At 68.3% G+C, this 23,644-nt stretch carries 12 protein-coding genes; 5 read left to right on the forward strand and 7 right to left on the reverse strand.

Features of this window, described 5'->3' with window-relative positions; all coding sequences use genetic code 11:
- Nucleotide 1 precedes the first annotated feature (1 nt).
- Nucleotides 2–13,174: a filamentous haemagglutinin family protein gene (locus FS845_RS05255; protein ID WP_186332161.1), complete on the forward strand. Its 13,173-nt coding sequence runs from the start codon at nt 2–4 to the stop codon at nt 13,172–13,174.
- 142 nt (nt 13,175–13,316) lie between these two features.
- Complete coding sequence (locus FS845_RS05260; protein WP_186332162.1) at nt 13,317–14,291, forward strand: Rpn family recombination-promoting nuclease/putative transposase; 975 nt, start codon at nt 13,317–13,319, stop codon at nt 14,289–14,291.
- A gap of 62 nt (nt 14,292–14,353) precedes the next feature.
- Here FS845_RS05260 and FS845_RS05265 read toward each other — a convergent pair whose 3' ends face one another.
- The 3 genes from FS845_RS05265 to FS845_RS05275 form a co-directional block, all read right to left on the reverse strand.
- Nucleotides 14,354–15,031 (reverse strand): type II secretion system protein J, encoded by a 678-nt coding sequence (locus FS845_RS05265; protein WP_222129959.1) that lies wholly within the window; start codon nt 15,029–15,031, stop codon nt 14,354–14,356.
- Nucleotides 15,032–15,165: 134 nt separating this feature from the next.
- The gene (gene gspI, locus FS845_RS05270; RefSeq protein WP_144631036.1) at nt 15,166–15,576 is read right to left on the reverse strand and encodes a type II secretion system minor pseudopilin GspI; all 411 of its coding nucleotides are present in this window, start codon (nt 15,574–15,576) and stop codon (nt 15,166–15,168) included.
- Between the two features lie 10 nt (nt 15,577–15,586).
- Entirely contained in the window at nt 15,587–16,093 is a 507-nt protein-coding gene (locus FS845_RS05275; RefSeq protein ID WP_222129960.1) for a prepilin-type N-terminal cleavage/methylation domain-containing protein, read from the reverse strand.
- A 221-nt stretch (nt 16,094–16,314) separates the two neighbouring features.
- Here FS845_RS05275 and FS845_RS05280 point away from each other — a divergent pair, with 221 nt between their 5' ends.
- Both FS845_RS05280 and nudC read left to right on the forward strand, forming a co-directional pair.
- Entirely contained in the window at nt 16,315–16,767 is a 453-nt protein-coding gene (locus FS845_RS05280; protein ID WP_144631038.1) for a hypothetical protein, read from the forward strand.
- Between the two features lie 153 nt (nt 16,768–16,920).
- Nucleotides 16,921–17,892, forward strand: coding sequence for an NAD(+) diphosphatase (nudC, locus tag FS845_RS05285; protein WP_144631039.1), 972 nt, complete (start codon nt 16,921–16,923; stop codon nt 17,890–17,892).
- A 184-nt stretch (nt 17,893–18,076) separates the two neighbouring features.
- Here nudC and FS845_RS05290 read toward each other — a convergent pair whose 3' ends face one another.
- Nucleotides 18,077–18,910, reverse strand: a complete 834-nt coding sequence (locus FS845_RS05290; RefSeq protein WP_144631040.1) for a S1/P1 nuclease — start codon at nt 18,908–18,910, stop codon at nt 18,077–18,079.
- Nucleotides 18,911–19,136: 226 nt separating this feature from the next.
- On the opposite strand from FS845_RS05290, the gene FS845_RS05295 reads away from it, so the two are divergent.
- Nucleotides 19,137–20,132, forward strand: a complete 996-nt coding sequence (locus tag FS845_RS05295; RefSeq protein ID WP_144631041.1) for a tripartite tricarboxylate transporter substrate binding protein — start codon at nt 19,137–19,139, stop codon at nt 20,130–20,132.
- A 152-nt stretch (nt 20,133–20,284) separates the two neighbouring features.
- On the opposite strand, the gene FS845_RS05300 is transcribed toward FS845_RS05295, so the two are convergent.
- The 3 genes from FS845_RS05300 to FS845_RS05310 form a co-directional block, all read right to left on the reverse strand.
- Nucleotides 20,285–21,346: an LLM class flavin-dependent oxidoreductase gene (locus tag FS845_RS05300; protein ID WP_222129961.1), complete on the reverse strand. Its 1,062-nt coding sequence runs from the start codon at nt 21,344–21,346 to the stop codon at nt 20,285–20,287.
- A gap of 87 nt (nt 21,347–21,433) precedes the next feature.
- A complete protein-coding gene (locus FS845_RS05305) occupies nt 21,434–22,762 on the reverse strand; it encodes an NtaA/DmoA family FMN-dependent monooxygenase (RefSeq protein WP_144631043.1) in 1,329 nt (442 codons plus the stop codon).
- A 43-nt stretch (nt 22,763–22,805) separates the two neighbouring features.
- A complete protein-coding gene (locus FS845_RS05310) occupies nt 22,806–23,642 on the reverse strand; it encodes an ABC transporter ATP-binding protein (protein WP_144631044.1) in 837 nt (278 codons plus the stop codon).
- Nucleotides 23,643–23,644 lie beyond the last annotated feature (2 nt).

Genomic DNA, 23,644 nt, shown 5'->3' on the forward strand with positions numbered 1-23,644 from the left:
CATGCAAGGCAAATCGTTGGCATCGACCCGTATTGTCCGCACGCGCAGCCATGGCGCGGCATCATTGCACCGCTCGGCCCCGGTATTCCGCATGGCGCCGCTGGCGCATGCGTTGGCGGCTTTGTTGCTGGCCGGCGGTTCTTCCGCGGCCCATGCCGCCGGCGGAGCATGGTTCGCACAGTCCGGATCGTCCAAGGGCGCGGGCTTCACACGCAGCCCAGCCATCGTGATGCCGGGCGGGAACGCCCGCGCGCAACAGCAGCAGGCGCAGGCCCAGCAGCGCCTGCAGCAGTCCATCCAGAACCTCAATCGCAGTGCATCGTCCATCTCGCAGCAGCTGGCCATGCAGGCGGCGGCGCGGCGCGCCGCGCAAGACGAGGTTTCGGCGCCCGACGGCTATCGCCAGGGCGGACTGTGGGACAAGGATGCCAGCGGCAATGCGCTGGCCTGGAGCGGCGCCGAGCGTCCCGTGGCAAGCGAGCAGAACGGCCAGACGAAGGTCACGGTCAAGCAGACGGCCGACAAGGCGATCCTCAACTGGGATACCTTCGACATCGGGCGCAACACCACGCTGGCGTTCGACCAGAAATCCACCGATGCCGTGCTGAACAAGGTCGTGGGTTCTGTCGCGCCCAGCCGCATCCAGGGCAGGATCCAGGGCGATGGCACGGTCATGGTCGTCAACCAGAACGGCGTGGTGTTCTCCGGCAGCAGCCAGGTCGACGTGCGCAATCTGGTAGTAGCGGCAACGCGGACGGACCAGACCCGCACCGAGGGCGGCCAGACGATCAATCTGCTGGACGAGCAGTTCCTGCAGCGCGGCATCTTCTCGGCCGATGACTCTACTGCCGCCTTCAGCGGCGCCCAGGGTGCAATCCAAGTGCAAGCGGGCGCCAGCATCGTCACGCGCGCGCCGTCCACCGCCACGCAGGGCGGCGGCTATGTGCTGTTAATGGGCACAGAGGTGCACAACGCGGGTGCCATTTCCACACCCGCCGGGCAGGTGACGATGGCCGCTGGCGACGACTTCATCATCCGTCGTGGCCAGGGCACCGAGAGCAATCTTTATTCGACCACGCGCGGCAATGAGGTCACCGCGGTGCGCCGCAACCTGGCCACCTCGGCGCTGGTGGAGAACGCCGGGCTGTTGATCGCGACGACTGGCGACATCACGCTGACCGGCGCCGACGTGCGCCAGCAGGGTAGCATCGCCGCGACCACCTCGGTGGACGTGCGCGGCACCCTGCATCTGCGCACGGCCGCACAGTCGGGCGAGGCCGCGGGCCAGGTCGGCAGCATCACGCTGGCGCCGCAGGCCACCAGCGCCATCCTGCTGGAAGCGAATACAGACCTGACGGCGCTGGACTCGCAGCGCAAGGCCGCGCTGGAACTGCTGGCCAAGCCGGAGGCCAGCCGCTATCGCACGGACCAGTCGCTGGTCGAGATCGTCAGCGACGGCACGGTGGATTTCCAGGACCAGTCGCTGACCTTGGCCACAGGCGGCCAGATCGCCGTCACCGCGGGCGCGCGCGCGCTGGTGCGCCAGGGCGCCACGCTGGACGTGTCCGGCGCCGTGGGCGTTCGGGTGGCCATGGAGTCCAATAACCTGTCCGTCAACATCCAGGGCAACGAGCAACGCGACGCGCCGGTCAACCGCGACGACGGCGCGTTGAACAGCAACGACGTGTGGGTAGATCGGCGCGATCTGGTGTTCGTCAAGGGCGACTACAACGCCGACACCAATCCCAACGGCACGCCCGACCGCTGGTATACCGCCGGCGGTTTGTTGGAAGTCAGCGGGTATGTGGCCAATGCCGAGCACACCGCGGGCGAGTGGATGGCGCAAGGCGGCACGGTGCGATTCGCGGGCAAGGAAGTCGTCACGCAAGCCGGGTCGCGCATCAACCTGTCGGGCGGCACGCTGGACGTGCAGCCGGGTTACATCAACATGAGCTGGCTGCGGGGCGCCGACGGACGGCTGTACAACGTCTCCACCGCGCCGGGCGACATCCTGTATACCGGCATTTACAACGGCTACGAAGCTACGTCGGCCCGCTGGGGCGAGAAGGCCACGCGCCGTTTCTATAGTCCCCTGATCGGACCGCGCCAACGCTATGAGGCGGGCTACACGGTGGGCCGCGATGCGGGTTCCCTCGTCGTGGCCACCACCGCCTCCGTGCTCGAGGGCGAACTGGTCTCCGATGTGTTCAACGGTGATCGCCAGGTCGACCGGCCGCAGGCTGGCGTGGATGGCTACAACCAGTCGCAAACCGCGGCTGCGCGGCGCGCGCGGCTGTGGATCGGCAATTATCTGCCGACATACGACACCGCCACCGGTGTCCTGGGTTACGAGCTGGACAAGACCTGGATCGGCCAAGAGATCGTCTTCGGCGGCGCACAGCAGGGTCTGGCCGAGACGCTGGGCCTGGACACGCCGATGAGCGAAGAGCAGGCCGGCACGATCCGTCTGGACGCCGAGGCGCTCGGGCGTTATCGACTAGGTGGCATCACCACGGCAAGCGAATCCGTCACGGTCGACAACGTGCTGCAGGTGGATAACGGCGGCGAGATTGCGTTGAATGCGCATGACGTGCAGATCAATGCCAATCTGGTGGCGCGCGGCGGTCGGATCTCACTGGGCGATGCCGAGCTTCCGGATCAGGCCAATGCGGATGCGCATGTGTCTGTGGCCGAGAATGTGATGCTCGATGCTCGCGGCATCTGGACTGACCTAAGGCGCGACGCGGCCGATGTATCCGGCGTGCCTTATGTGGATGGCGGTTCGGTGATCTTGCGCAGCACGGGCAGCGTCACGTTGCAGCAGGGGTCGGTCATCGACGTGTCGTCGGGCGGGGTGCTGGAGCGCGATAGGGCGTTGCGCAGGGCAGGCCGAGGTGGTGACGTTACGTTGGCGGCCAACGTGCGTGCTCTGAACAAGGTGCCGGGTGTAGTGACCATCGGCGGTGACATCCGTGGTTATGGCGTGGTAGGCGGCGGCACGCTGATGGTGGAGTCGGGTGCGACGGTGAGTATCGGTGGACGAGTCTTGGAGCAAAACGGGATATTAAAGGCAGGCGAGATTACCAAAGCTGCTTTAGTGCTGAATGAAGAGTTAAGCGTCGATGTGGGCGATGCATTACCCGTGGACTACGCATATATCAAGAATTTTGCAGCTGCTGGTGAAGTCGTCGAAGCTTTTCCTAGTAGTTGGCCATTCGTTACGTTGATCGGAGATTGGCATATTCCAATTCCGATTAATGTCCTTGGCGGCGGGGAGGTAATACAGATTTTTTATAATGATTCCGACGGGGTCTCGCATTATTTACAACTTACACCGAGAGACACGCAGCAAGCGATCATTCCGAAGGGTTCGGTGATTACTTTTATGTCTCGAAGCTCTCCGAGCATTTCTTTCCCAAGTTTCACAGTCCCAGATGGCGTATTTCGCGAAGGGTTTCCCATTGCACCTACGCCTGCTGTAATTAAAGCTGGAAACCCTTCTCCGGTCGCGACAACTTTTTCTCCAGGCACCTTGATTCCTGCCGGTGTGTCCCTCGGCGAAGATGTCGCAGTGTTGCCCGTGCTGCAATTGCCCCAACCATTTTTCGAGGCTGGATTCACTCACTACGACGTTCGCAGCCAGACGGAGTTGCTTGTTGCATCGAACAGTACCCTCAATGTGCGGATGCCCGTCTTCACTCTGAATGTAGAAGCTCAGCAGATAGCATCGCCCGGCGCCACCTCCGAAATAATCCGAACGTGGCTGCCACCCATTTACCTACAGGATCCCATCAGCGCTGTTCTTAAGCAGCGCGGCGGTGCGAGCCTGACATTGGGGAGTGGATCGGCCGTACTCAACGCTTACAGAACGTTGTCCGTGGAGGAGGGCGCGGTTATCACGGTCGACCCGGGCGAGCAGATTCGATTATTTTCAACCGGCCAAATGACGGTCGACGGGACGTTAAATGCACCGGGTGGGAGTATCACCTTGGGGCAAATCGGTATTGCTGCCACGAGCGCGGGCGAAGGGTATAACTCCGGCGTATCTCAGGCGCATACGCGCTCCATCTGGATCGGCGACCACGCCCTGTTGGACGTATCTGGCCGCGCCGAGATGGCTGTCGATCAGCAGGGGCGGCGCTATGGCAATGTGTCCGAGGGCGGCAGCATCGTCGTGGGCGGTCAGATCGACGAGACGAAGGGTACAGTTTCCGCGCCCGACCTCTTCGTGGTGGTGCGCCCCGGCGCTGTGCTGGATGCGTCAGGCGCGGCCGGCAGCCTGTATGTGCAAGGCAAGGGTGAGCAGTCGGTAGCGAGTGCGGGCGGTAGCATTGCGCTTAGCTCTTCTGCTGGACTCTACACGGATGGCACCCTGCGCGCAGCATCCGGCGGTGAAGGGGCTGCCGGCGGTACGCTGGCGGTCGGGCTGGAAGCGCCGTTCTATCGGACAGCAGGCGTGCAATCCGCGGTTCTGCAACCGCGTGAGTTGTTGCTCCGTCAAGCGCAGGGCGCCAGCCAGCTTGCCGACGATGCCCAGCCCGATCTGTCTGCGGGGCTCACTTATGGCCAAGCCACGCTGGGCGTCGACAGGATCTCGGCCGGCGGCTTCGATAACCTGGTCCTTTTCAGCAACGGCCTGATCAGCTTCGATGGCAACGTGTCCCTGGACATGGGCCAGAGCATCCGTCTGTACTCCAAGGCGATGGGCCTATCGCAGGACGCTGCGGACTCGTCGCGCGTCGCCTTGAACAGCCCCTACTTGCGGCTGGCCGGGGTCAGCACGATCAAGTCGCCCGGCGATGTCTACACATCTCCCGCCTTATCCGACGGACAGACTCGCCTGTACACCGCAGGCGATCTCCGCGCGATAGCAGACCTGATCGACATACGCGATGCGGTGCACTTCGGCGCAAAAGGCACTGTGCCGCAGGTTCTCGGTGCCCTGTCCGTCGAGCGGCGCACGTTCAACGACGTCACGCTGTACAGTCGCGGAGACATCCGGTTCCTGGGCGGCGTGTCGACAAGCCAGATCGCCAGCGGCGTCAGCACCGAGCTGGCCAGCCCGCGCAACATCAATCTGATGGCGGCACAGGTATACCCGGCCACGGGCGTAGGCGCTCGGGTGCTGGTAGGCCGCGACTGGGGCACAGCTTCCGACGGCAGCACGCTGTACGACCCGGATTACAAGCTCACCATCGGCCGCACGACCGATGCCGATCCCGCCGTGCCGTACTCGGTGTTCGGCTCGTTGACGCTGGGCGCCAGCACGATCGAGCAGGGCGGAGTGCTGCGCGCGCCGCTGGGTTCGCTGGTGTTCGGCACGCAGACCGGCAGCATCGGCATCGCCAACCACGTGGTGCTGCTGCCAGGCAGCCTGACCTCGGTCAGCGCCGCGGGCCTGGTGATGCCGTATGGCGGCACTACGGACGGCATCACGTACTCGTACGCGGGGCAGACGGTCAACCTGCAAGGCGTGGGCAGCCTGGCCAGCAGCGTGACGCTGGGCGGACGCCAGGTCGACGTGCAGCAGGGTGCGATACTGGACTTGTCCGGCGGCGGCGACCTGACTGGCGCGGCCTTCGTCTCGGGCCGGGGCGGCTCGACCGACGCCCGCTATCACCCGCTGGTGCAGAACCGCGCCGACGGCAGCTTCACCCTACCGGGCTTGAATACCAACCCGGTCTACGCCATCGTGCCCAGCAGCCAGGCCGTCTATGCGCCGGTCGCCGCCGAAGGCGGCGCGGTGGATCCGAACATCGGCCGCCAGATCACCATCGGCGCTGGCGTCTCGGGCCTGCCGGCGGGCACCTACACGCTGCTGCCCTCCACCTATGCGCTGTTGCCCGGGGCGTTCCGCGTCGAACTCAACGGCGCGGCCAGCGCCGCCGTGCCCGATCGCGCCCTTGCGCTGCGCAACGGCTCGTGGTCAGTGGCCGGACGTCTGTCCACCGTCAACACGGGCTCGGCCACTCGGCCGGGCGGCATTCAGGACACCCTGTCCACGCGCATCACGCTGACCTCGGCGGACGTCCTGCGCAAGTACTCGCAGTACGTCGAAACCAGCTACGCCGACTTCGTCCGTGCGGACGCGCAGCGGCTGGGCGTGGCCCGGGCCATGCTGCCCGCCGACGCCCGGACCTTGCGGTTGTCGCTCAAGCCTGGCGCGGGCGCGGACTCGTTCCACTTCGAAGGCCTGGCGCGGTTCCAGGGCGCCGAGGACGGCTATGGCGGCGCGGTGACGGTAGACGGCACGAATTCCGGCCGCGTCGAGATCGTCGGGCCGGACGCGGCGGCGACGCCGGGATACGCCGGCGTCACGTACCGCGCCGACCAGCTCAATGCGCTGGGCGCGCCCAGGCTGCAGATTGGCGGCAACGCCCGCGCCACCTACGGCGCGGACGGCAACCAGATGACGTTCGCCGGCGCGGAAAACGGCCTCACCCGCGAAGTGGTGCTGCGCGCGGGCGCGCAGCTGTCCGCGCCCGAGGTCTTCCTGATCGCCGACGATCCGCTGGGTACGAGCCGCAGCATCGTGATCGAGCCCGGCGCCAGCATCAACACCATCGGGCGCGGCGCGCCGGCCTATGACTCGTCGCAGGGCTATTACTACGCCACCGTGGGTGGCGCCAGTTCGTCGGTCATCGCGGCCTCCAACGGCTGGCTGGACCTGATCGCGGTGGATGCGACGCAGAATCCGGATACGGCGTCCAACCTGTCGATCGGCGTGTGCGCCACGGCGTGCGTGGATACGACGCGGCTGTACTCCGAAGGCACCATCGCGCTGGCGGCCGACGGCGACATCCAGTTCGGCGATGCGGTGCGCTACGGCACGCGCAACCTGTCGCTGCTGGTCAGCGCCTTCAACGTCGGCAGCGCCGAGAGCCTGGCGCAGGCCGCCGCGCAGCGGACGCTGCCCAATGGCCTGACGCTGAACCAGGAGCTGCTGGGCCGCCTGCTGTCCGGCGACACGGACTACGGCGCCCCGGCGCTGGAGAACCTGATCCTGACCGCGCGCCAGTCGCTGAACTTCTTCGGCACGGTGTCGCTGGATACGCGCGACCCGGTGACGGGCGTGTCGTCGCTGAGCCGCCTGGTGCTGGGCGCGCCGGCCATCTACGGCGCCGGCGCCGCCGGCGACGTGGCCACCCTGAGCACGTCCACGCTGGTATGGAACGGCGCCGCCACGGCGCCGGGCGCCATCATCAACGGCGGTGCGGGCACGGGCGCGGGCACCCTGAACGTCGAGGCCGAGCGCATCGAGTTCGGTTTCGGCCCCAGCGCGCAGGCCAACGGCTCGGCCAGCCTGGACCGCATGGCGGTGGGCTTCGACACCGTCAACCTGAACGCCAGCGACCGCGTTACCGCCAACCACAAGGGCACCTTCTCGGTGTACGCCTCGCGCGGCGCGTACGTCGAAGGCAGCGGCTATGCGTACGAAGGCGGCACGCTGAACATCAACACGCCGCTGCTGACGGGCGAGGCCGGCGCGGTCAGCCGCGTCAAGGCGGGCGGGGCCATCACGCTGGCCACGCCGCAAGGCCAGCAGTCCGGCGCCAGCTCGGACGCGCTGGGCGCCGAGTGGGCGTTCGACGGCGCCAGCATCAACGTCGACTCGGCCATCGTGCTGCCCAGCGGCAAGCTGACGCTGGCCGCGCAAGGCGACGTGACGCTGACCGGCAACGCGCGCATCGACATGTCTGGCCGCAAGGTCGACTTCTTCGACGTCAGCCAATACAGCTGGGGCGGCGACGTGGTGGTGCAGAGCCGCGCGGGCAACATCACGCAGGCGGCGGGTTCCACGGTGGACCTGTCGGCGCAGAACAACCAGGCGGGCCGCCTGACCGCCACGGCGCTGGACGCCTCGGCGGGCCTGATCGATCTGCAGGGCGGCATCCTGGGCGCGGCTTCCGGCCAGTACGACGCGGGCGGCACGCTGGTGTCCTACGGTTTTGGCGGCGTCGAACTGCACGGCCAGCGCATCGCGGACTTCAGCGGGCTGAACCAGCGGCTGACCGATGGCCAGGTGTTCGGCCTGCGCAGCTTCCAGACCAAAGAAGAGGGACTGGCCCTGGTCGTGGGCGACGAGCTGCGCGCGCGTCAGATCGAGGTGTCGGTGGACAACGGCACGCTGACCGTGCAGGGCAAGGTGGACGCCAGCGGCGAGCAGGTGGGCAGCATCCGCCTGGCGGCCGGGCGCGGACTGACGCTGGCGGGCACGTCGTTGCTGGATACGCATGGCACGGCGCTGCGCGTGGACAGCTATGGCAAGATCATCGACGCGCCCAACCGCGCCGTGATCGAACTGAACGCGGGCAGCGGGCAACTGGTGCTGGCCGACGGCGCGCGGATGGACCTGCGCGCGGGCACCGGCGCGCCGCTGGCCGCCGATGCCGCGCGTCCCGCCGCGGGCGAGAACGACGGCCTGCCGCGCGGCACGGTCACGCTGTACGCGCCGCGCCTGGGCGGGGTGACGGCCGGCGACGTGGACGTCGATGCGCGTGGCACGGTCAGCATCCAGGGCGCGCAGACGGTCGCGCTGGTGGCCAACCAGCGCTATGCCGACAGCGATGCCGCGCAGGACGCGGACGCCGACGCCGTGGTGCGCCCCGGCACCGATGCCGCCAGCGGCAAGGCCTATCGCCTGATCGACCAGGCCTACCTGAACAAGAAGAACGCCCAGAGCGTGCTGTTCATGGACGCCGCGGTCGCCGACCTCCGGTCCGGCGGCACACTGGCGGGCAAACTGGGCGGGCTGCTGGCCTACCAGGACGCCTTCCATCTGCGGCCGGGCGTCGAGATCGTCACGGCCAACGACCTGCGGATCTCCGGCGACGTGGATCTCTCCGGCTACCGCTACGCCAGCGTCAATCCGCACAGCCAGAAGACCGCGGTCTACGGCTCGGGCGAGCCCGGCGTGCTGACGATACGCGCGGCGGGCAACATGGACATCAATGGCAGCCTGACCGATGGCTTCTCGCTGCCCAACGGGCTGGTCACGCCGGACGACAACGGCTGGATCCTGAAGACCGGCCTGCAGCCCTTCGGCGGCGACGTGGTGGTGCCCGCCAGCGGGCTGGTCACCTTGAACGACGGCACCTCGTACCCGGCGGGCACGAAGCTGAACTTCGCCGTGCCCATCAAGGCGGTAACGCTGACCGCGGGCACGGTGATCGGCGCCGACGTGACGCTGAGCGCGCCGCTGGTGGTGCCGGCGGGCACGGTGCTGGCCGCGCCCATCTACAGCGCGGGCGGCGCGGTGCTGCAGGCCGCGGGCACGCGGCTGGCCGAGAGCGTGACGCTTGCCGCGGGCACGCGCCTGGGCGCGGGCAGCGTGCTGACCGCCAACGCGGCCATCAACGCGATGACCTGGCCGGCCGGCGTGCCGCTGCCCGCCACGTTCCTGCAGAACGGCCGTCTGGCCCTGAAGGCAGGCTCCATCGTGCCGTGGAACGTCAACGTGCGGCTGGTGGGCAACCCGGCCTCGGTGGTGCTGCGGCCGCGTACCGCGAGCAACGGCCAGCAGGGCTACAACTGGGCCGTGGCGCAACTGCTGCCCGAAGGCTCGCTGTCGTGGTCGATGCGGCTGGTGGCGGGCGCGGATGCGGCGGCGGCGGATACCCGCGCGCGCCTGGCGGGCGCGCAGGGCAGCCTGACGCTGGGCGATGCGCACGTCGCCACCAGCGGCACCAAGAGCCTGTACCCGGTGTTCAGCGTATTGCGCACGGGCACGGGCGACCTGGACGTGCTGGCCAGCGGCGACTTCCGCATGCTGTCGCAGTACGGGGTGTATACGGCGGGCACGCAGTCGGCCGGCGGCGATGACGCTGCCTACAACCTGGCGCGCGGCACGTATACCCCGTCGTCGAGCTCGGTGCTGGGCGCCGAGGGCAGCAGCTACGAGCCCTTCGTCAATGACGGCAGCGCCCGTAATCTGTACGCGGCCTATTATCCGACGGGCGGCGGCGATCTGCTGTTGCGCGCGGGGGGGACGATATCCGGAGACTCGCTCGGCGTGTCCACCCAGGACCCCACTTCGACCGACCGCATCCAGCATTCCAGCGCCAATGTGGGGAACTGGCTGTGGCGCCAGGGCACGGGCAGCGGCAGCGGGGCGGACAGTGTCGACACTGCGTGGTGGATCAACTTCGGCACCTACACGCGCGCGCCGTTCTCGTTCGACTCGGCGGTGTTTGCCGGCATCAACATGCCCTACCTGACCGGCTTCACCGGCGTGGGCACGCTGGGCGGCGGCAACCTGACCGTGGAGTCCGGCGGCAACGCGGGCACGCTGGCCGCGCGAGGCGGCACGGACACGAAGGACGTGCCGCGCAGCGATGGCCTGGTGCTCGCCGTGGGCAGCACGGGGCGCGTGGATGGCGCGACCGGTGCGCTGACCCTTACCGGCGGCGGGGACCTGAACGTGCGCATCGGCGGACAGTTCAATCCGTACGTGGACCGGGCGATGTCGCCGTCGGGCCAGGCGCAGATGGACCTGTTCGGGGTGCTGGCCAACCTGCGGGGCGACACCGCGTTGAGCGCGGCATCGCTGGGCAGCCTGTCGTTGGCCTACGGCATCGCCAATCCCGCCGACGTCCGGGCCTTGGAACCGCTGCGCGCCAGCCGGGCCAGCGCCTTCGGCGGACTCGTGGTCCTGCCGGGCGATTCGTCGTTCAGCCTGTCCACGCGTGGCGACCTCGTGCTGGCGGGCGCGGGCGATCCGGGCCGCGTCGCGCTGCAGAACTCCACGCCCTTCACGATGGGCGACACCGAGTACAGCGGCGGCGGGCTGAGCTGGTTCTCGCTGTGGACGGGGCATTCGGGGATCAACCTTTCGTCGGTGGGGGGCAACCTGACGCCCAGCACGCAGACGGAGAACGCGAACCTGTCTGGCCTGGTCACGCCCATCTCCGGGCAGAACTACTCGCAGACGGATGGCCGCTTCGTCTTCCCGTCGATCCTGAGCGCGGTGGCATCGAGCGGGTCCATCTACTTCAGCTCGTTCGGGACGGGTCCGTCGGCGGCGCCGTACGCGCTGATGCTCGCGCCGTCGGCCTCGTCCAGCCTGAAGCTGCTGGCGCAGGACTCGGTGTACGCATCGAACTACTCCGTGAACGTTTCGGGCGCGGATCCCGCCTTCGTGCCCACGCCGCAGCGGGCCGCCTTCGTCGGCCGGACCGACTCGGGGGAGAACAGCGTCGTCGTCGCCAGCAACGTCGGCGCGGACAGCGTGGGCTCGACGGTCGAACGCTTCCCCATCGTCGCTTTCGGCTCGGCCAGCGCGGCCGACGTCTCGCGCACGAACGACGTGGCGATGCGGGTGTACGCGAACCAGGGCGACATCGTCGGCCTGAGAACGGGCGAGCTGCTGACCTTCAGCACGGGTCAGGTGCAGTACGAAGGCGCGGGCCCGGTATGGATGCTGGCGGGCCGCGACATCGTCGGGTCGGGCACGCGCCTGGGGCAACCGGGCAGCCTGCCGCAGGAATTCTCGGGCGGCGCCGGCACGTCCATCGGCAACGTCTTCATCCACACCCACCAGGACGACATCTCCGTCGTCTCGGCCGGGCGCGACATCATCTTCGGCAGCTTCAACGTAGCCGGCCCCGGCACGCTGGACATCAGCGCCGGACGCAACCTGCGCCAGGAGAACCAGGCGTCCATTGCCAGCCTGGGCCCCATCGTCAACGTCGATCCCAACGACCACAGCAGCGGCGCGAACATCGCCATCACGGTCGGCGCGGGCAAGAACGGCCCCGATTACGCGGCCTTCGTGCGGCAGTATCTCGACCCGGCCAACCAGGCCGTGACGGGCCAGCCGCTGGCCGATCAGCCGGGCAAGGTGGTGCACGTGTACAGCGGCGAGCTGACGCTGACGCAATGGCTGGCCGAGAATTACGGCTACACCGGCGACGCCGAGGGCGAGCAGGCCTTCCTGCAGGCCAAGCAGCAAGAGCTGGACGCCGTGCGCGCGGCGGATACCACGGCGGCGCGGCGCGACCTAGCGCGCGACTACCAGCAGGCCAGCCAGCTGCACCTGGTGAACTGGCTGCGCACGCGCTATGGCGAGGGCACGACCAGCGGCCAGCACTACGACGGCACGACCGATGCGGTGGCCTTCTTCAACAGCCTGCCGGCCGAGCAGCAGCGCGTCTATGCGCGCAACGTGTACTTCGCGGAGCTGAAGGCGGGCGGCCGCGAGTACAACGACGACGGCGGCGTGCGGGCCGGCAGCTACCTGCGCAGCCGGCAGGCCATCGCCGCGCTGTTCCCACAGAACGACGCGGCGGGCAAGCCGATCGCCTACGACGGCGACGTCACCCTGTTCGGCGATGCGGGCATCCAGACGCGCTTCGGCGGCGACATCCAGATCATGACGCCGGGCGGCAGCCAGATCTATGGCGTGGAGGGCCTGCCGCCGCCGGGCATCAACGGCACGGCCGGCGTCATCACGCAGGGTTCGGGCAACATCCAGCTGTTCTCTCTGGACGACGTGCTGCTGGGCCAGAGCCGCGTGATGACCACCTTCGGTGGCGACATCGTGGCCTGGTCGGTGCAGGGCGACATCAACGCGGGCCGGGGCTCGAAGACGGCGCTGGTGTACACGCCGGTGCGCCGCGTGTACGACGCGCTAGGCAACGTGGCGCTGTCGCCTAACGTGCCGTCCACCGGCGCGGGCTTCGCCACGCTGGATCCGTTGCCGGAAGTGGCGCCGGGCGACGTGGACCTGTATGCCCCGCTGGGCACCATCGACGCGGGCGAGGCGGGCATCCGTGCCTCGGGCAACGTCAACGTCGCGGCGCTGCAGGTGCTCAACGCGGCCAACATCAAGTCCCAGGGCGAGAGCGTGGGCGTGCCGACCATCGCGGCGGTCAACGTCGGCGCGCTGACCTCGGCCAGCTCGGCGGCCACCTCGGCGGCCTCGGCCGCGCAGGATGCGGTGGCGCGCTCGCAGGCCGCGGCACGCCAGAACCTGCCGTCCATCATCTCGGTGCAGGTGCTGGGCTTCGGCGAAGAGGGCGCGCCGGCCGCCCCGGCGCCGCGCCCCGACCGCCCGCGCGGCCAGCCCGTCAGCTACGATCCGGGCAGCGCCATCCAGATGGTGGGCAACGGGCAGCTGGACGCCCAGGGCCGCAGCCGCCTGACCGACGCCGAGCGCCGCAATCTGGCGCAGTAGGCGTGATGGGTCTCCCCGCCGCGCGGTGCGGCGGGGAGGTGTGATTTGATGGTCACATGTGGCGAAACCGTCCAATGGTGCCGGTTGGCGTCGCTCGATAGAGTGCGGGTTCCGTTATCGCAGCTTTGCGAGAACCGTAATCTTGTCTCGACTTCACCTGCCATCAGGGTGCCGGCCTTACGGTCTGGCGCTTAGCAACGACCTCGTATTCAAGGCCTTGTTCTGTAGCCATCCGCATCTGCTGTCGGATTTGATCAACGCGGTATGCCGACCTGTTGCGCCCATCCAGATCGTGGAGATGCTGAACCCCAGTATCCTCGGCGAGGACCCACGCGAAAAACGGGTGGAGTTCGATGTCCACGCACGCGATACCGCGGGGCGGCGATTCATCGTGGAAATGCAGCGGCGACGCGTGGCCCATTGGGCCGAGCGCAACGTGTATTACCTGGCGCGAGGGCTGTCGCGGCAGTTGCTGTCCGGCCAGGGTTACGGGCAGTTGAAGCCGTCCATCGGCGTCACGCTGCTGGAGCAGAGCTGGCTTCCCGATGTCTCGGATCAGTCTGATTGGCGCTTCACGCTGCGCGATGCGGCGCGGCCGGTCATAGAATTCTCGGACGTGCTGCAGTGGCATGTGGTCGAGTTGTCCAAGGCCCTGCCCTTGATCGATTCACGGTCCGCTGCGCTTCAGGCATGGGTTACTTGCCTGCGCCATAACCTGGACGAGGACATCATGAGTCAAATTGCTTATCCGCCGGTGCGCGAAGCACTCGATCATCTCGAGGCCATGTGCTCTGACGAAGAGCTGCAGATCCGTGCGGACCTTCGTGAAAAGGCGCTTTGGGCTGAACGGGATGCGCTGCATTTCGCGAAGATAGAGGGAATCGAGGAAGGGCTGCAGCAAGGGTTGGAGCGAGGCCTGGAACAAGGCCTGGAACAAGGCCTGGAACGAGGCCGCCGGCAGGCGTTGCAAGACATACTGGAACAGCAGATGCTTCGGCGTCTCGGGACTGTGCCTGCGCATGCCCGTGGCCGCTTGCAGCAGGCCGATGCGGCCCAGCTTGCCGATTGGAGCCTGAACCTGCTCGACGCCACGACCTTGGACCAGGTCTTTCGCTGAGCCCCCGGCACCGTCGTGGCTGCGAGTCGATCACGCTTATCCGACACTGGCTGGCGCCGCGACTACCGCAACGCAATCACCCTGCGATATCGCTCGTCCCCACGATCGGTGCGTTGCGCAATGAGCACCTCCAGTCCGCTGCTCTGCTTCGATTCCGCGGTGTAGGGCAACCGCGTCCACCCGGCGCCCGGCCGCCAGGCCCGTACCTCGAAATCCTGCACGTCCTGCAGCACCGCCACGGCGTTACGTGCGTCCGGCGCCGGCAGCGGAAAATGGTCGGAGGCCGGCGCGGCCGAGCGGTACAAGGTGCCGCGCTCGATCCACCAATACACGCGCTGCAGCATGCCGTTGGCGTCGGGCAGCGCGCGCACGATCTCGATGCGGAACGGCACGCGGCCACGCTCGGTGGTCAGGGACTCCGGCAGCAGGCGCTTGCGCAGCGGCAGGCCGTCTTCGTCCAGCTGCGGCCGGTTGCCATCTTCCGGCGACAGCGGCAGCTCCACCGTGGCGCGCAGGGCGATGTCGCGTTCGAACTGCTCCAGCGCGCGCAAGGTGGACAGCGTGGCTTCGGTGCTGCGGTCCAGGTGCGTGCTGGCGCGCGTGACGCTGTCCAGCGCGCGCCACGCGATCAGGCTGACGAAGGCCATCAGCACCACGGCCACCAGGATCTCGATCAGCGTGAAGCCGGCCTGGGCATGGGCTCCACGCTGGGGTCGGTGGAACCGGTGAGAGTCATGCACGCCGAGTCGCTTAGCGGCTACAGCCCGGTCCGCCAACAGGCTTGAGCGGCGATGCCGCTTGTTGGCCGCGCTATCCCGCCCTTCCATGCGATAGACGGGCGCTACGCGAGTAATCAGGAGGCGGCGCAAGGCGCTCATTGCACCCGTCCCACGACACGGCTGAGGGTGGCCACGAGCCTGCGCGAGTCCTCGGCTTCGTAGACGTCGACGGTGACTTTTCGGAAACCGGTTTTCAACAGGTCGACGCGCTGCTCGCACATGAAGTGGGCGTATCCCTGCGGGCAGGCGAAGCGCTGCGCGCCAGGGGCCGGCGCGCCGGGCTCCAGGTCGAGTTCGTTCAGCCGGTTCTCGGCCGAGATCATCGCCAGCGAGCGGTCGCGCAGCTTGCCGTTGTTCTGGGTCATGACACCCATGGTGCGCATGACCGCCGCCAGGGCGATGCCCACGATGGCCAGGGCCACCAGCACCTCGATCAGCGTGAACCCGGCCTGGGCGCGCCGGCGCTGGCGCAAAAGGGGCATGGACGTCGGCGTGGGCATGGACATGCGGCGCCGCCTATTGCACCGAGAAGCGCCCGACCGCATCGCGCACCACCGACAGGGTGGACGTGCCGTCCGACAGTTGGATGGCCCACGGCTCGCCGACGCGCTCGGCGTCCAGGGTGACGGTGGGGCGTGGGCCGACCTGCACCGCGGCGGACTGCCAGCGGCGTGCGTGCAGGGAGTCGTCCCGCGCGAAGGTGTCGGGCGGCGCCCCGGCCGACAGCACCGGGATGACGTCGCCGTCCGGGATGATCCAACTGGGGCGCACGAAACGATAGCCTTCGCGGTCGGCCTGCCAGACGATGCTGCGGCCGTCCAGGCGGACCTCGCTTTGCGCGATGATGAACATCTGTGCCAGTTGCTGGGCGTCCTGCCGCAGCACCCGGGCCGGGTCGGGACGCACGCTGAGACTGATGGCCGCCGTGCCGATGCCGATGATCATCAGCACCACCATCATCTCGATGAGCGTGAAGCCTTGCTGGCCGCGCGGGCGGCGCGGACGACGGCGGGCAGGTATCACGGCAAGCTCCACGCGGTGGAAGTGGGGACCCAGGCTACTCCCGGAATGTGATGCATAGATGAACCGGGGACCGCGATTGGCTGAACGAACCGCGACCATGTTCCGGCGTGGAAAATTCACTGGATCTGGGCGGTTTTTGCGTGTGAAACTCGTCTTGGATTAATACCCCGCGTCGGGCTGGTGGCCCGCGCCATTTCATGTCTCGCGCAAGGAAGCCGCCCATGAAAACCCTGGGACGTATCGATCCGCGCGCGCTGGCGCGCCTGGTGGGATCCGTCGGCATCGTCGCCGCCCTCGCGGTGTGGGGATATCTGTTGTTCGAACCCCTGCCCGCCGCCGCGCCGCCAGCCGCCGCCTCCGCGCCCGCGGCCGACCCCAGCCACGAGAAGATCGTGCAGTGGTTCGTGCCCGGCCCGCTGAAGATCGAGGTGCAGGCCAGTGGCCTGATGTGGTCCAGCGCGCGGGCGGTGGCGGTGCTGTCCGTCAACGGCGGTGCGCCGCGCGCGTACGCGGTGGGCGACACGCTGGCCGATTCCGTCGTCGTGCGCCGCATCGGCCGCGACGGCATCGAAGTGGACAAGGCCGGCGAGATCCTGCGTATCGCCGTGCCGGAGCAGCCGGGCGTGGCCGGCGGCGGCATCACCCGGGTATCGGGCGTGCACGCGGCGCGCTGATTGCGGATCGGCATCTCTGGCAAGAGCGTTGGCGGCGGCAGGACCGCCCTTCTGCGGCCGCGATGCATCGCCCGCCCCAGCCTCCGCAACGCATCGACGCTCCCCGCCCTTTGGTGCTACCGTAGGCAGCGCCGCAACTGCTTCGCTGACACCATGCCTTTCTTCGACTCGTCATCCCAGATCGACTTCGGCCTGAACCCCTTGGATCGCCAGTCAGGGCGGCGCGACGATGCCGATTACATCGCCACCCGCCGGCGCGAGCCCTCCACGCGCTATTTCGTCTTTGCGGGCGATGTGCCGATGCTGGATGCGCGCGATGGCGACATCGACCCCTTGTTCGATGCCGACCAGCTGGCTGGGCTGGGCGAACCTGTGCGTGAGGTCTTCATGGGGCAGGACGAGCAGGGCGCGGCGCTGTTCGCCCTGGCCTATTCCGCGGCCGACTCCGACCGCATCTCCCGACGTCCCGGCACGGTGCTGATGGACCTGCGCAGCATCGCCTCGCGCGGCCTGTTCGTGCCCTCGGTGCTGGGCGAGTTGGGCGGCGCCAAGGCCATTCTGCATTGGCACGACCGGCATGGTTTCTGCGCCAATTGCGGCGCGCCCAGCCGTATCTCGGCCGCCGGGTGGCGGCGCGATTGCGATGCCTGCGGCGCGCAGCATTTCCCGCGCGTCGATCCGGTGGTGATCATGCTGGCCATCGACGGCGACCGCTGCGTGCTGGGCCGCCAGCAGCGCTTCGCGCCCGGCATGTATTCGGCGCTGGCGGGCTTCCTCGAGCCCGGCGAGACCATCGAGGACGCCGTGCGGCGCGAGGTCATGGAAGAGGCCGGCATCGCGTGCGCCGAGGTGCGCTACTTCGCCGCGCAGCCCTGGCCGTTTCCTTCGTCGCTGATGATCGGCTGCTTCGCGCGGGCCGTCAGCGACGAGGTCGTCATCGACTATCACGAGTTGGAGGACGCGCGTTGGTTCACGCGCGCCGAGGCGGCCGAGATGATCGCCGGCACGCATCCCGAGGGCCTGTCGGCGCCCAAGCCCTTCGCCATCGCCTATCACCTGATGAAGGCGTTCGTGGAAGAAGGCGAGGGCGTGTTCACGCGGGTGCAATCGCGCGAGCTGGAATGACGGCGTAGCGGGTCGAAGCTTGCCGGGCGTCGCTTCGTTCGTCAGGCAGGCGAGGCCGTACGACAACGTTGGCGCGTCATGTGCGCGCGCATTGTGACCGCGATCCCGGCACGTTCCGCAAGGCACCCGAAGCCTCCGGACGCGGCCGATGTAAAGGCTGCGCCGGCCTTGGCTTGCTCAGCCCCTATTTGCAGCGCTTCGCCGCGAAAGCCTGGTTCAGCAGGTGCGCCAGCCGCAGGCCCGCCACCGACAGTTGCCGGTCCAGGATGGGCCGTGCCTTGGCCAGGTAGGCGTCGTCCAGCACGTCGTTGCGCGGCTGCATCTCGAAAATCCTGGCGGCCGCGCGGTGGCTGTCCAGCGCCCAGTCGGCGGGCGTGCCGCCCGCCAGGTCGTTGCCCGCCTTGGACAACCAGTTCGATTCCAGCACGTCCACATAGCTCCCCCACGCCCAGACGGTCTTGCGGATCAGCGTGGCGTCCCACACGGCATGCAGGTTGGTGTCCTCGGACGCCGTGCCGTTGGCGCCGCTGCGCATCACCACGGTGACCTTCACGCCATTGCCGCCGTTGTTTTCCTTGACGGTGTGCATCGGCTGGTGGATGTCGGCCACGAAGTGCGTGAGGAACATCAGCGAGCGTTTGCGATCGGACGCGGGCCGCGTGGCGCAGGCCACCACGGCCTGCTCGCGCGCGATCTCGGCCACGATGCAGTCGCCCTTGTCGGAGTCGGCCACGCAGTCGCGCGCGGGTTGGTAGTCTTCCTTGGCCAGCGGGATGTCGACGAAATGCCAGCGCGTGGTGCGCGGATCGCGCACGCGCTCGTCGTCGGCCCAGCTGGCCACCGAGGCCAGCGACGCGCCCTTGCCCAGCAGCGCCTCGACGCCCTTGTGCGCCTCGGCGGACAGGCGGCGGTTGGCGATCTCGGCAATGATGGAATGGCCTTCCTCGCCCCATGCATGGGCGGCCTGGACGGGGCCCAGCAGCAGTGCGGCGGCGCAGGCGACGGGGGCAAGACGCATGGTGTAAGTCCTTGCAGGGCAGAGCGGTCAGCGTACGTGGAGTGTATGACGCCAAAGGCATGAAGGGAGACCGAAATGCGGCATCCGGCATATGCAAAAGGTGTCCAGTTATAAGCGTCCGCAGGGTGCGCCGGCAATCCCTACAATGGGCGGACATCGCGCACGGCGCGGTGCGCTGATGCACAAATCGGGCTGGACACAGCCTCATAAAAACAGGAGTCAGACCATGCATGTCCGTAGCCCCTTCCTTCTTGCCCAACTGGCTCGCGTCGCGGCCGCGGCCACCTTCATTGCCGCCACCGCGCCGGCGCATGCCGCCAATGGCGGCCAGGCGTATCCAACCAAGCCCATCAGCCTGATCGTGTCCTATCCCGCCGGCGGCAGCGTCGACGTGGCGGCGCGCATCCTGCAGGAGCCCTTGCGCCAGGCGCTGGGCCAACCCATCGTCATCGAGAACAAGGGCGGCGCGGGCGGCACCATCGGCACGCGCTATGTCGCGTCCGCCGCGCCCGATGGCTACACCTTGCTGATCACGCTGTCCTCGCACACCATCAATCCTGCCATCTACGCCAGCCTGCCGTTCGATACCGAGAAGGACTTCGCGTCCGTGTCGATGGTGGCGTCGGCGCCGCAGGTCCTCGTGGCGCATCCTTCGTTTCCCGCGAAGACGCTGCAAGAGGCCATCGCCTACATCAAGACCCGGAAGGAAGTGCCCTACGGCTCGGCAGGCACGGGCTCGCCCAGCCACATCGCGGGCGAACTGCTCAAGCTGAAGACGGGGCTGCCGCTGACGCACGTGCCGTATCGCGGCGGCGGGCCCGCCACGGTCGACGTGGTGGGCGGGCAGATCCCGCTGCTGTGGGTGTCCCTGCCTTCGGTGGCCGGCCACATCAAGGAAGGCCGGCTGCGCGCCCTGGCCGTATCGACGGAGAAGCGCACGCCCGTGCTGCCCGACGTGCCGTCGGTGGCCGAGACGGTGCCGGGCTTCAACGTGGATTCCTGGTACGCCATGTTCGCGCCCGCGGGCACGCCGCCCGCCGTGATCGCGAGGGTGCAGTCGGCCGTGGCCGCCGCCGCGCGCGACAAGGCCGTGCAGGAGGCCTTCATCGCCCAGGGTGCCGTGGCCGTGGGCGGCACGCCGGCCGAGCTGGATCAGGTGGTGAAGACCGAGATTCCGATGTGGAAGTCGCTGGCCAAGGAGGCGGACATCTCGGTGAAGTGAGCCGCGGCGCAGCTTGGTGAAGGGCTCGTCGTTGTGCGGCCGAGGCAAAGCCGCGCTGGCGTGACGTATGCCGACGTGGCGCCCGCGAAGCGGGGCGGAGAATGCCGGCCTATGTCGTGGGCCGGCAGCACGGAATCGGCAGCCAGGTCCCTTCAGCGGCCGGCCTCGCGCCCGTGCCGCAGCCGCGGGAAGATCTCGCGCGCGAACCGCTCCATCTCCTGCTCGAAGGGCTGGAACTGCAGCATGAACAGTTCGATGCCCGCCGCGTGGAACTCGGCGATGCGCTCGGCGACTTCGTCGTAGGTGCCCACCAGGCCGGCGGCCGTGCCGCCGTTGGAACCCACGCGGGCGGACTTCTGGAAGGTCTGGTGCATGACGGATTTCGGATCCGTATGCACCCGCTTCTGCGCCTTGAGGGCCTCGTCCTTGGCGGCCAGCGCCGCCAGGTGGTCGTAGGCCTGCTGGGCTTCTTGCGCGGTGGGCCGGGCGATCACGAAGGCCGACAGGCCGAAGCGGATGGGCGCCAGCCCGCCGCGCGGCCGCGCACGCACGTCTGCGATCAGCCCCCGCACGTCGTCCAGCGGCTGGCCGTTGATGAACCACACGTCGCCATGGCCGGCGACCAGCGTGCGCGCCGGCTCGGATTCGCCGCCGACGTAGATCAGCGGACGCGCGCGATAGGGGTCGTGGGGACGCAGCTCGTAGTCCCGCACGTGGAAATGCCGGCCCTCGAACGACACGCGCTCGCCGCGCAGCAAGGCGTCCACCACCTGGATCCATTCGGTGCCGTAGGCATAGCGCTCGTCGTGCTCGGCGAACGGGAGGCCGGCTTTCAGGGCCTCGGCGCTGTTCCAGGCGTTGACCAGGTTGATGGCGAAGCGTCCCCGGCTGATGTGCTCGATCTGCTGCGCCATCTTGGCCAGCACCACGGGGTGGTACAGGAAGGGCTTGATGGCCGCGATGATCTCGATGCGCTGCGTCAGCGCGGCGACGGCGGCCGCGCTGGTCCAGGCTTCCAGCTGGTCGAGCGAGTCGTGGTGCGGGTTGACCGTATGCTGGGCGATCAGGACGGAGTCGAAGCCCGCCCGCTCGGCCCTCAGGATGAGGTCGCGGTTGCGTTCCCACGAGGCATCGAAGGGCTCGTCGGGGTCCTGCAACGCCGCTCGGCTGCCGTGGACCAGGGCCCAGACACCAAAACGCAAGGGAGACTGCAAGGTGGCACCATGTGTGTTGTGGCCGGCGCGCGGCGCGGGAACCGGTTCCCGCATCGCCGCCTCATCGCCGTGGAAGGAGGGGGGGCGTCAGCGCGGGCTGGGCGCGGCGGCCGCCAGGCCGAGATTGCCCCGGAAGCTGCTGCTTTCGTAGTCCAGGCGGAAGCGCCGTCGCCGCTGCAGTTCGGGCACCAGTCCGTCGACGATGTTGTGCAGGCCGCCGGGCAGGGTGTCGATATTGAAATTGAAGCCGTCCGCGCCGTCCTCGTCCACCCAGGCGATGATGTCGTCGGCGAGCTGTTCGGGCGTGCCGATGACGATGCGGTGCCCGCCGGTCACGTATTCGACCAGCACGTCGCGGGTCGTCAGCCGGCGGCGCTGGGCGTCCTTCACCAGTTTCTCGCGGCGCCGGACGGGGGTGAGGCTGTCCGCGCCATCGAGGTCGATCCTGTCGTAGGGCAGGGGGCGCGACAGGTCGAGATGGACGGGATCGATGCCCAGTATCGTCGCCAGCGCACCCTTGTTGTGCTCCAGGTCCAGCAGGTCGTCCAGCTCCCGCTTGCGCCGCCGCGCCGCTTCCTCGGTGTCGCCGATGACCGGATAGAGCCCGGGCATGACCAGCAGCCCGGCGGGATCGCGTCCGTAGCCGGCGGCGGCGTGCTTCACGTCGCGATAGAAGGCCTGGGCGTCGCCCAGGTTCCAGTGGCTGGTGAACAGCGCATCCGCCCACTTCGCGCCGAAGCGCTTGCTGGATTCCGATGCGCCCGCCTGCACGAGCACCGGCCGCTCGGCGTGCCCGCCCGGCAGGGCCAGCGTGCCTTCGGACCGGAAATATTCGCCCTCGAATCGCAGGGGACGCAGGCGGGCGGGATCGACGTAGACGCTGCGCGACGCGTCGGCCACGATGGCATCGGCCGGCAGGGACTCCCACAGGCCCATCACGATGCGGATGAACTCTTCCGCCTTCGCGTACTTCCGGTCCGAGGTGAGCTCTTCGTCCAAGCCGAACATCTTCTGCGCGAACTCGTGCTGGCTGCTCACGAGGTTCCAGGCCGCGCGCCCCTTGCTGACGTGGTCCAGGCTGGCGATCTCGCGCGCAAGCAGCGCGGGGCTGCCGTACAGCGCGTTCACGGTCGACACCAGGCCAATGTGTTCGGTGTGGGCGGCAAGATGCGCCAGCAGGATGCTGGGGGCGATGGCGCGCCAGGGGCGCCGGTACGCCTCGGGCGTCAGGCCACCCGTGCTGTCCGCCATGAAGATGCCGTCGAGCTTGCCGCGCTCGGCAAGCCGGGCCGCGGCGACGAAGCCGTCGATGTCCAGCGACAGGGTCTCGGGCCGGTCCAGCGTCTTCCACGAGGCGTCGTGGCGGCCGGAAGCCAGCAGGTTGATGGCCAGTCGGATCTGTTTGGGCTCTTGCATGTTGCGCTGGTTCCAGGTGGCCGGCACGTCGGCGCCGGCGGGTTCAGTCGAGCCGGGCGAGTGCATCGTGCAACTGCCGGCGCGTGTCCCGGTCTGCGCCCGCGCGCACGATGGACGGCGCCGACCGCACCAGCAGTCGGGTATAGGGGTGTTGCGGATCGTTCAGGACCTGCGCCGGCGTGCCGCTTTCGACGATCCTGCCGCGATACAGCACGACGATGCGGTCCGATATGCCGGCCACCGACCCCAGGTCGTGCGAGATGAACAGCTGCGTGATCCCGCGGCCCGCGGAAAGGTCCTTGAACAGCTTGAGCAGCTTGATGCGGTTGGACGCGTCCAGGGCGCTGACCGGTTCGTCCAGGATCAGCATTGCCGGCTTGCGGATGAGGGCGCGCGCGATCACCACCCGCTGGCGCTGTCCGCCCGATATCTCCGCGGGATAGTGGTCCGCGAAATCCGCCGTCAGCTGTACGTCGGCGAGCGCGTCCTCGACGGCCTTGCGCAGCACGTCCGCAGCGGTGATGCCCGCGACCCGCAGGCCTTCGGCCAGGGACTCGAAGATCGTGAAATCGGGGTCCAGGCTCTGCAGCGGATCCTGGAACACGTACTGGATGCTGCCCGAGCGGCGGAACTTCCGCAGGTGGCGCGGGGCGAGCGACGAGATGTCCCTGTCCTGGAACCAGATGCGCCCCTGCTGCGGGCGGACCAGTCCCAGGATGGCGCGGGCCAGGGTCGTCTTGCCGGAACCGGTCTCGCCGATCAGGCCGACGACCTCGCCGGCCGCCAGGTTCAAGTCCAGGTCCCGCAGGACCGGCGCGGCGCCCCGGTAGGCTACGGAAAGCTGCTCGACGCGCAGGACGGGCGGTGGCGCGGTGCTCATGT

It is taken from the genome of Bordetella genomosp. 13, assembly GCF_007679965.1.
In the GTDB taxonomy this organism is placed as follows: Bacteria; Pseudomonadota; Gammaproteobacteria; order Burkholderiales; family Burkholderiaceae_B; genus Bordetella.

What these genes read in the sequence shown, in the direction of transcription:
- FS845_RS05305 (WP_144631043.1), bottom strand. Translation starts at nt 22,762, where the DNA reads ATGCAAGAGCCCAAACAGATCCGACTGGCCATCAACCTGCTGGCTTCC.
- FS845_RS05310 (WP_144631044.1), bottom strand. Translation starts at nt 23,642, where the DNA reads ATGAGCACCGCGCCACCGCCCGTCCTGCGCGTCGAGCAGCTTTCCGTA.
- nudC (WP_144631039.1), top strand. Translation starts at nt 16,921, where the DNA reads ATGCCTTTCTTCGACTCGTCATCCCAGATCGACTTCGGCCTGAACCCC.
- FS845_RS05280 (WP_144631038.1), top strand. Translation starts at nt 16,315, where the DNA reads ATGAAAACCCTGGGACGTATCGATCCGCGCGCGCTGGCGCGCCTGGTG.
- FS845_RS05255 (WP_186332161.1), top strand. Translation starts at nt 2, where the DNA reads ATGCAAGGCAAATCGTTGGCATCGACCCGTATTGTCCGCACGCGCAGC.
- FS845_RS05290 (WP_144631040.1), bottom strand. Translation starts at nt 18,910, where the DNA reads ATGCGTCTTGCCCCCGTCGCCTGCGCCGCCGCACTGCTGCTGGGCCCC.
- gspI (WP_144631036.1), bottom strand. Translation starts at nt 15,576, where the DNA reads ATGTCCATGCCCACGCCGACGTCCATGCCCCTTTTGCGCCAGCGCCGG.
- FS845_RS05295 (WP_144631041.1), top strand. Translation starts at nt 19,137, where the DNA reads ATGCATGTCCGTAGCCCCTTCCTTCTTGCCCAACTGGCTCGCGTCGCG.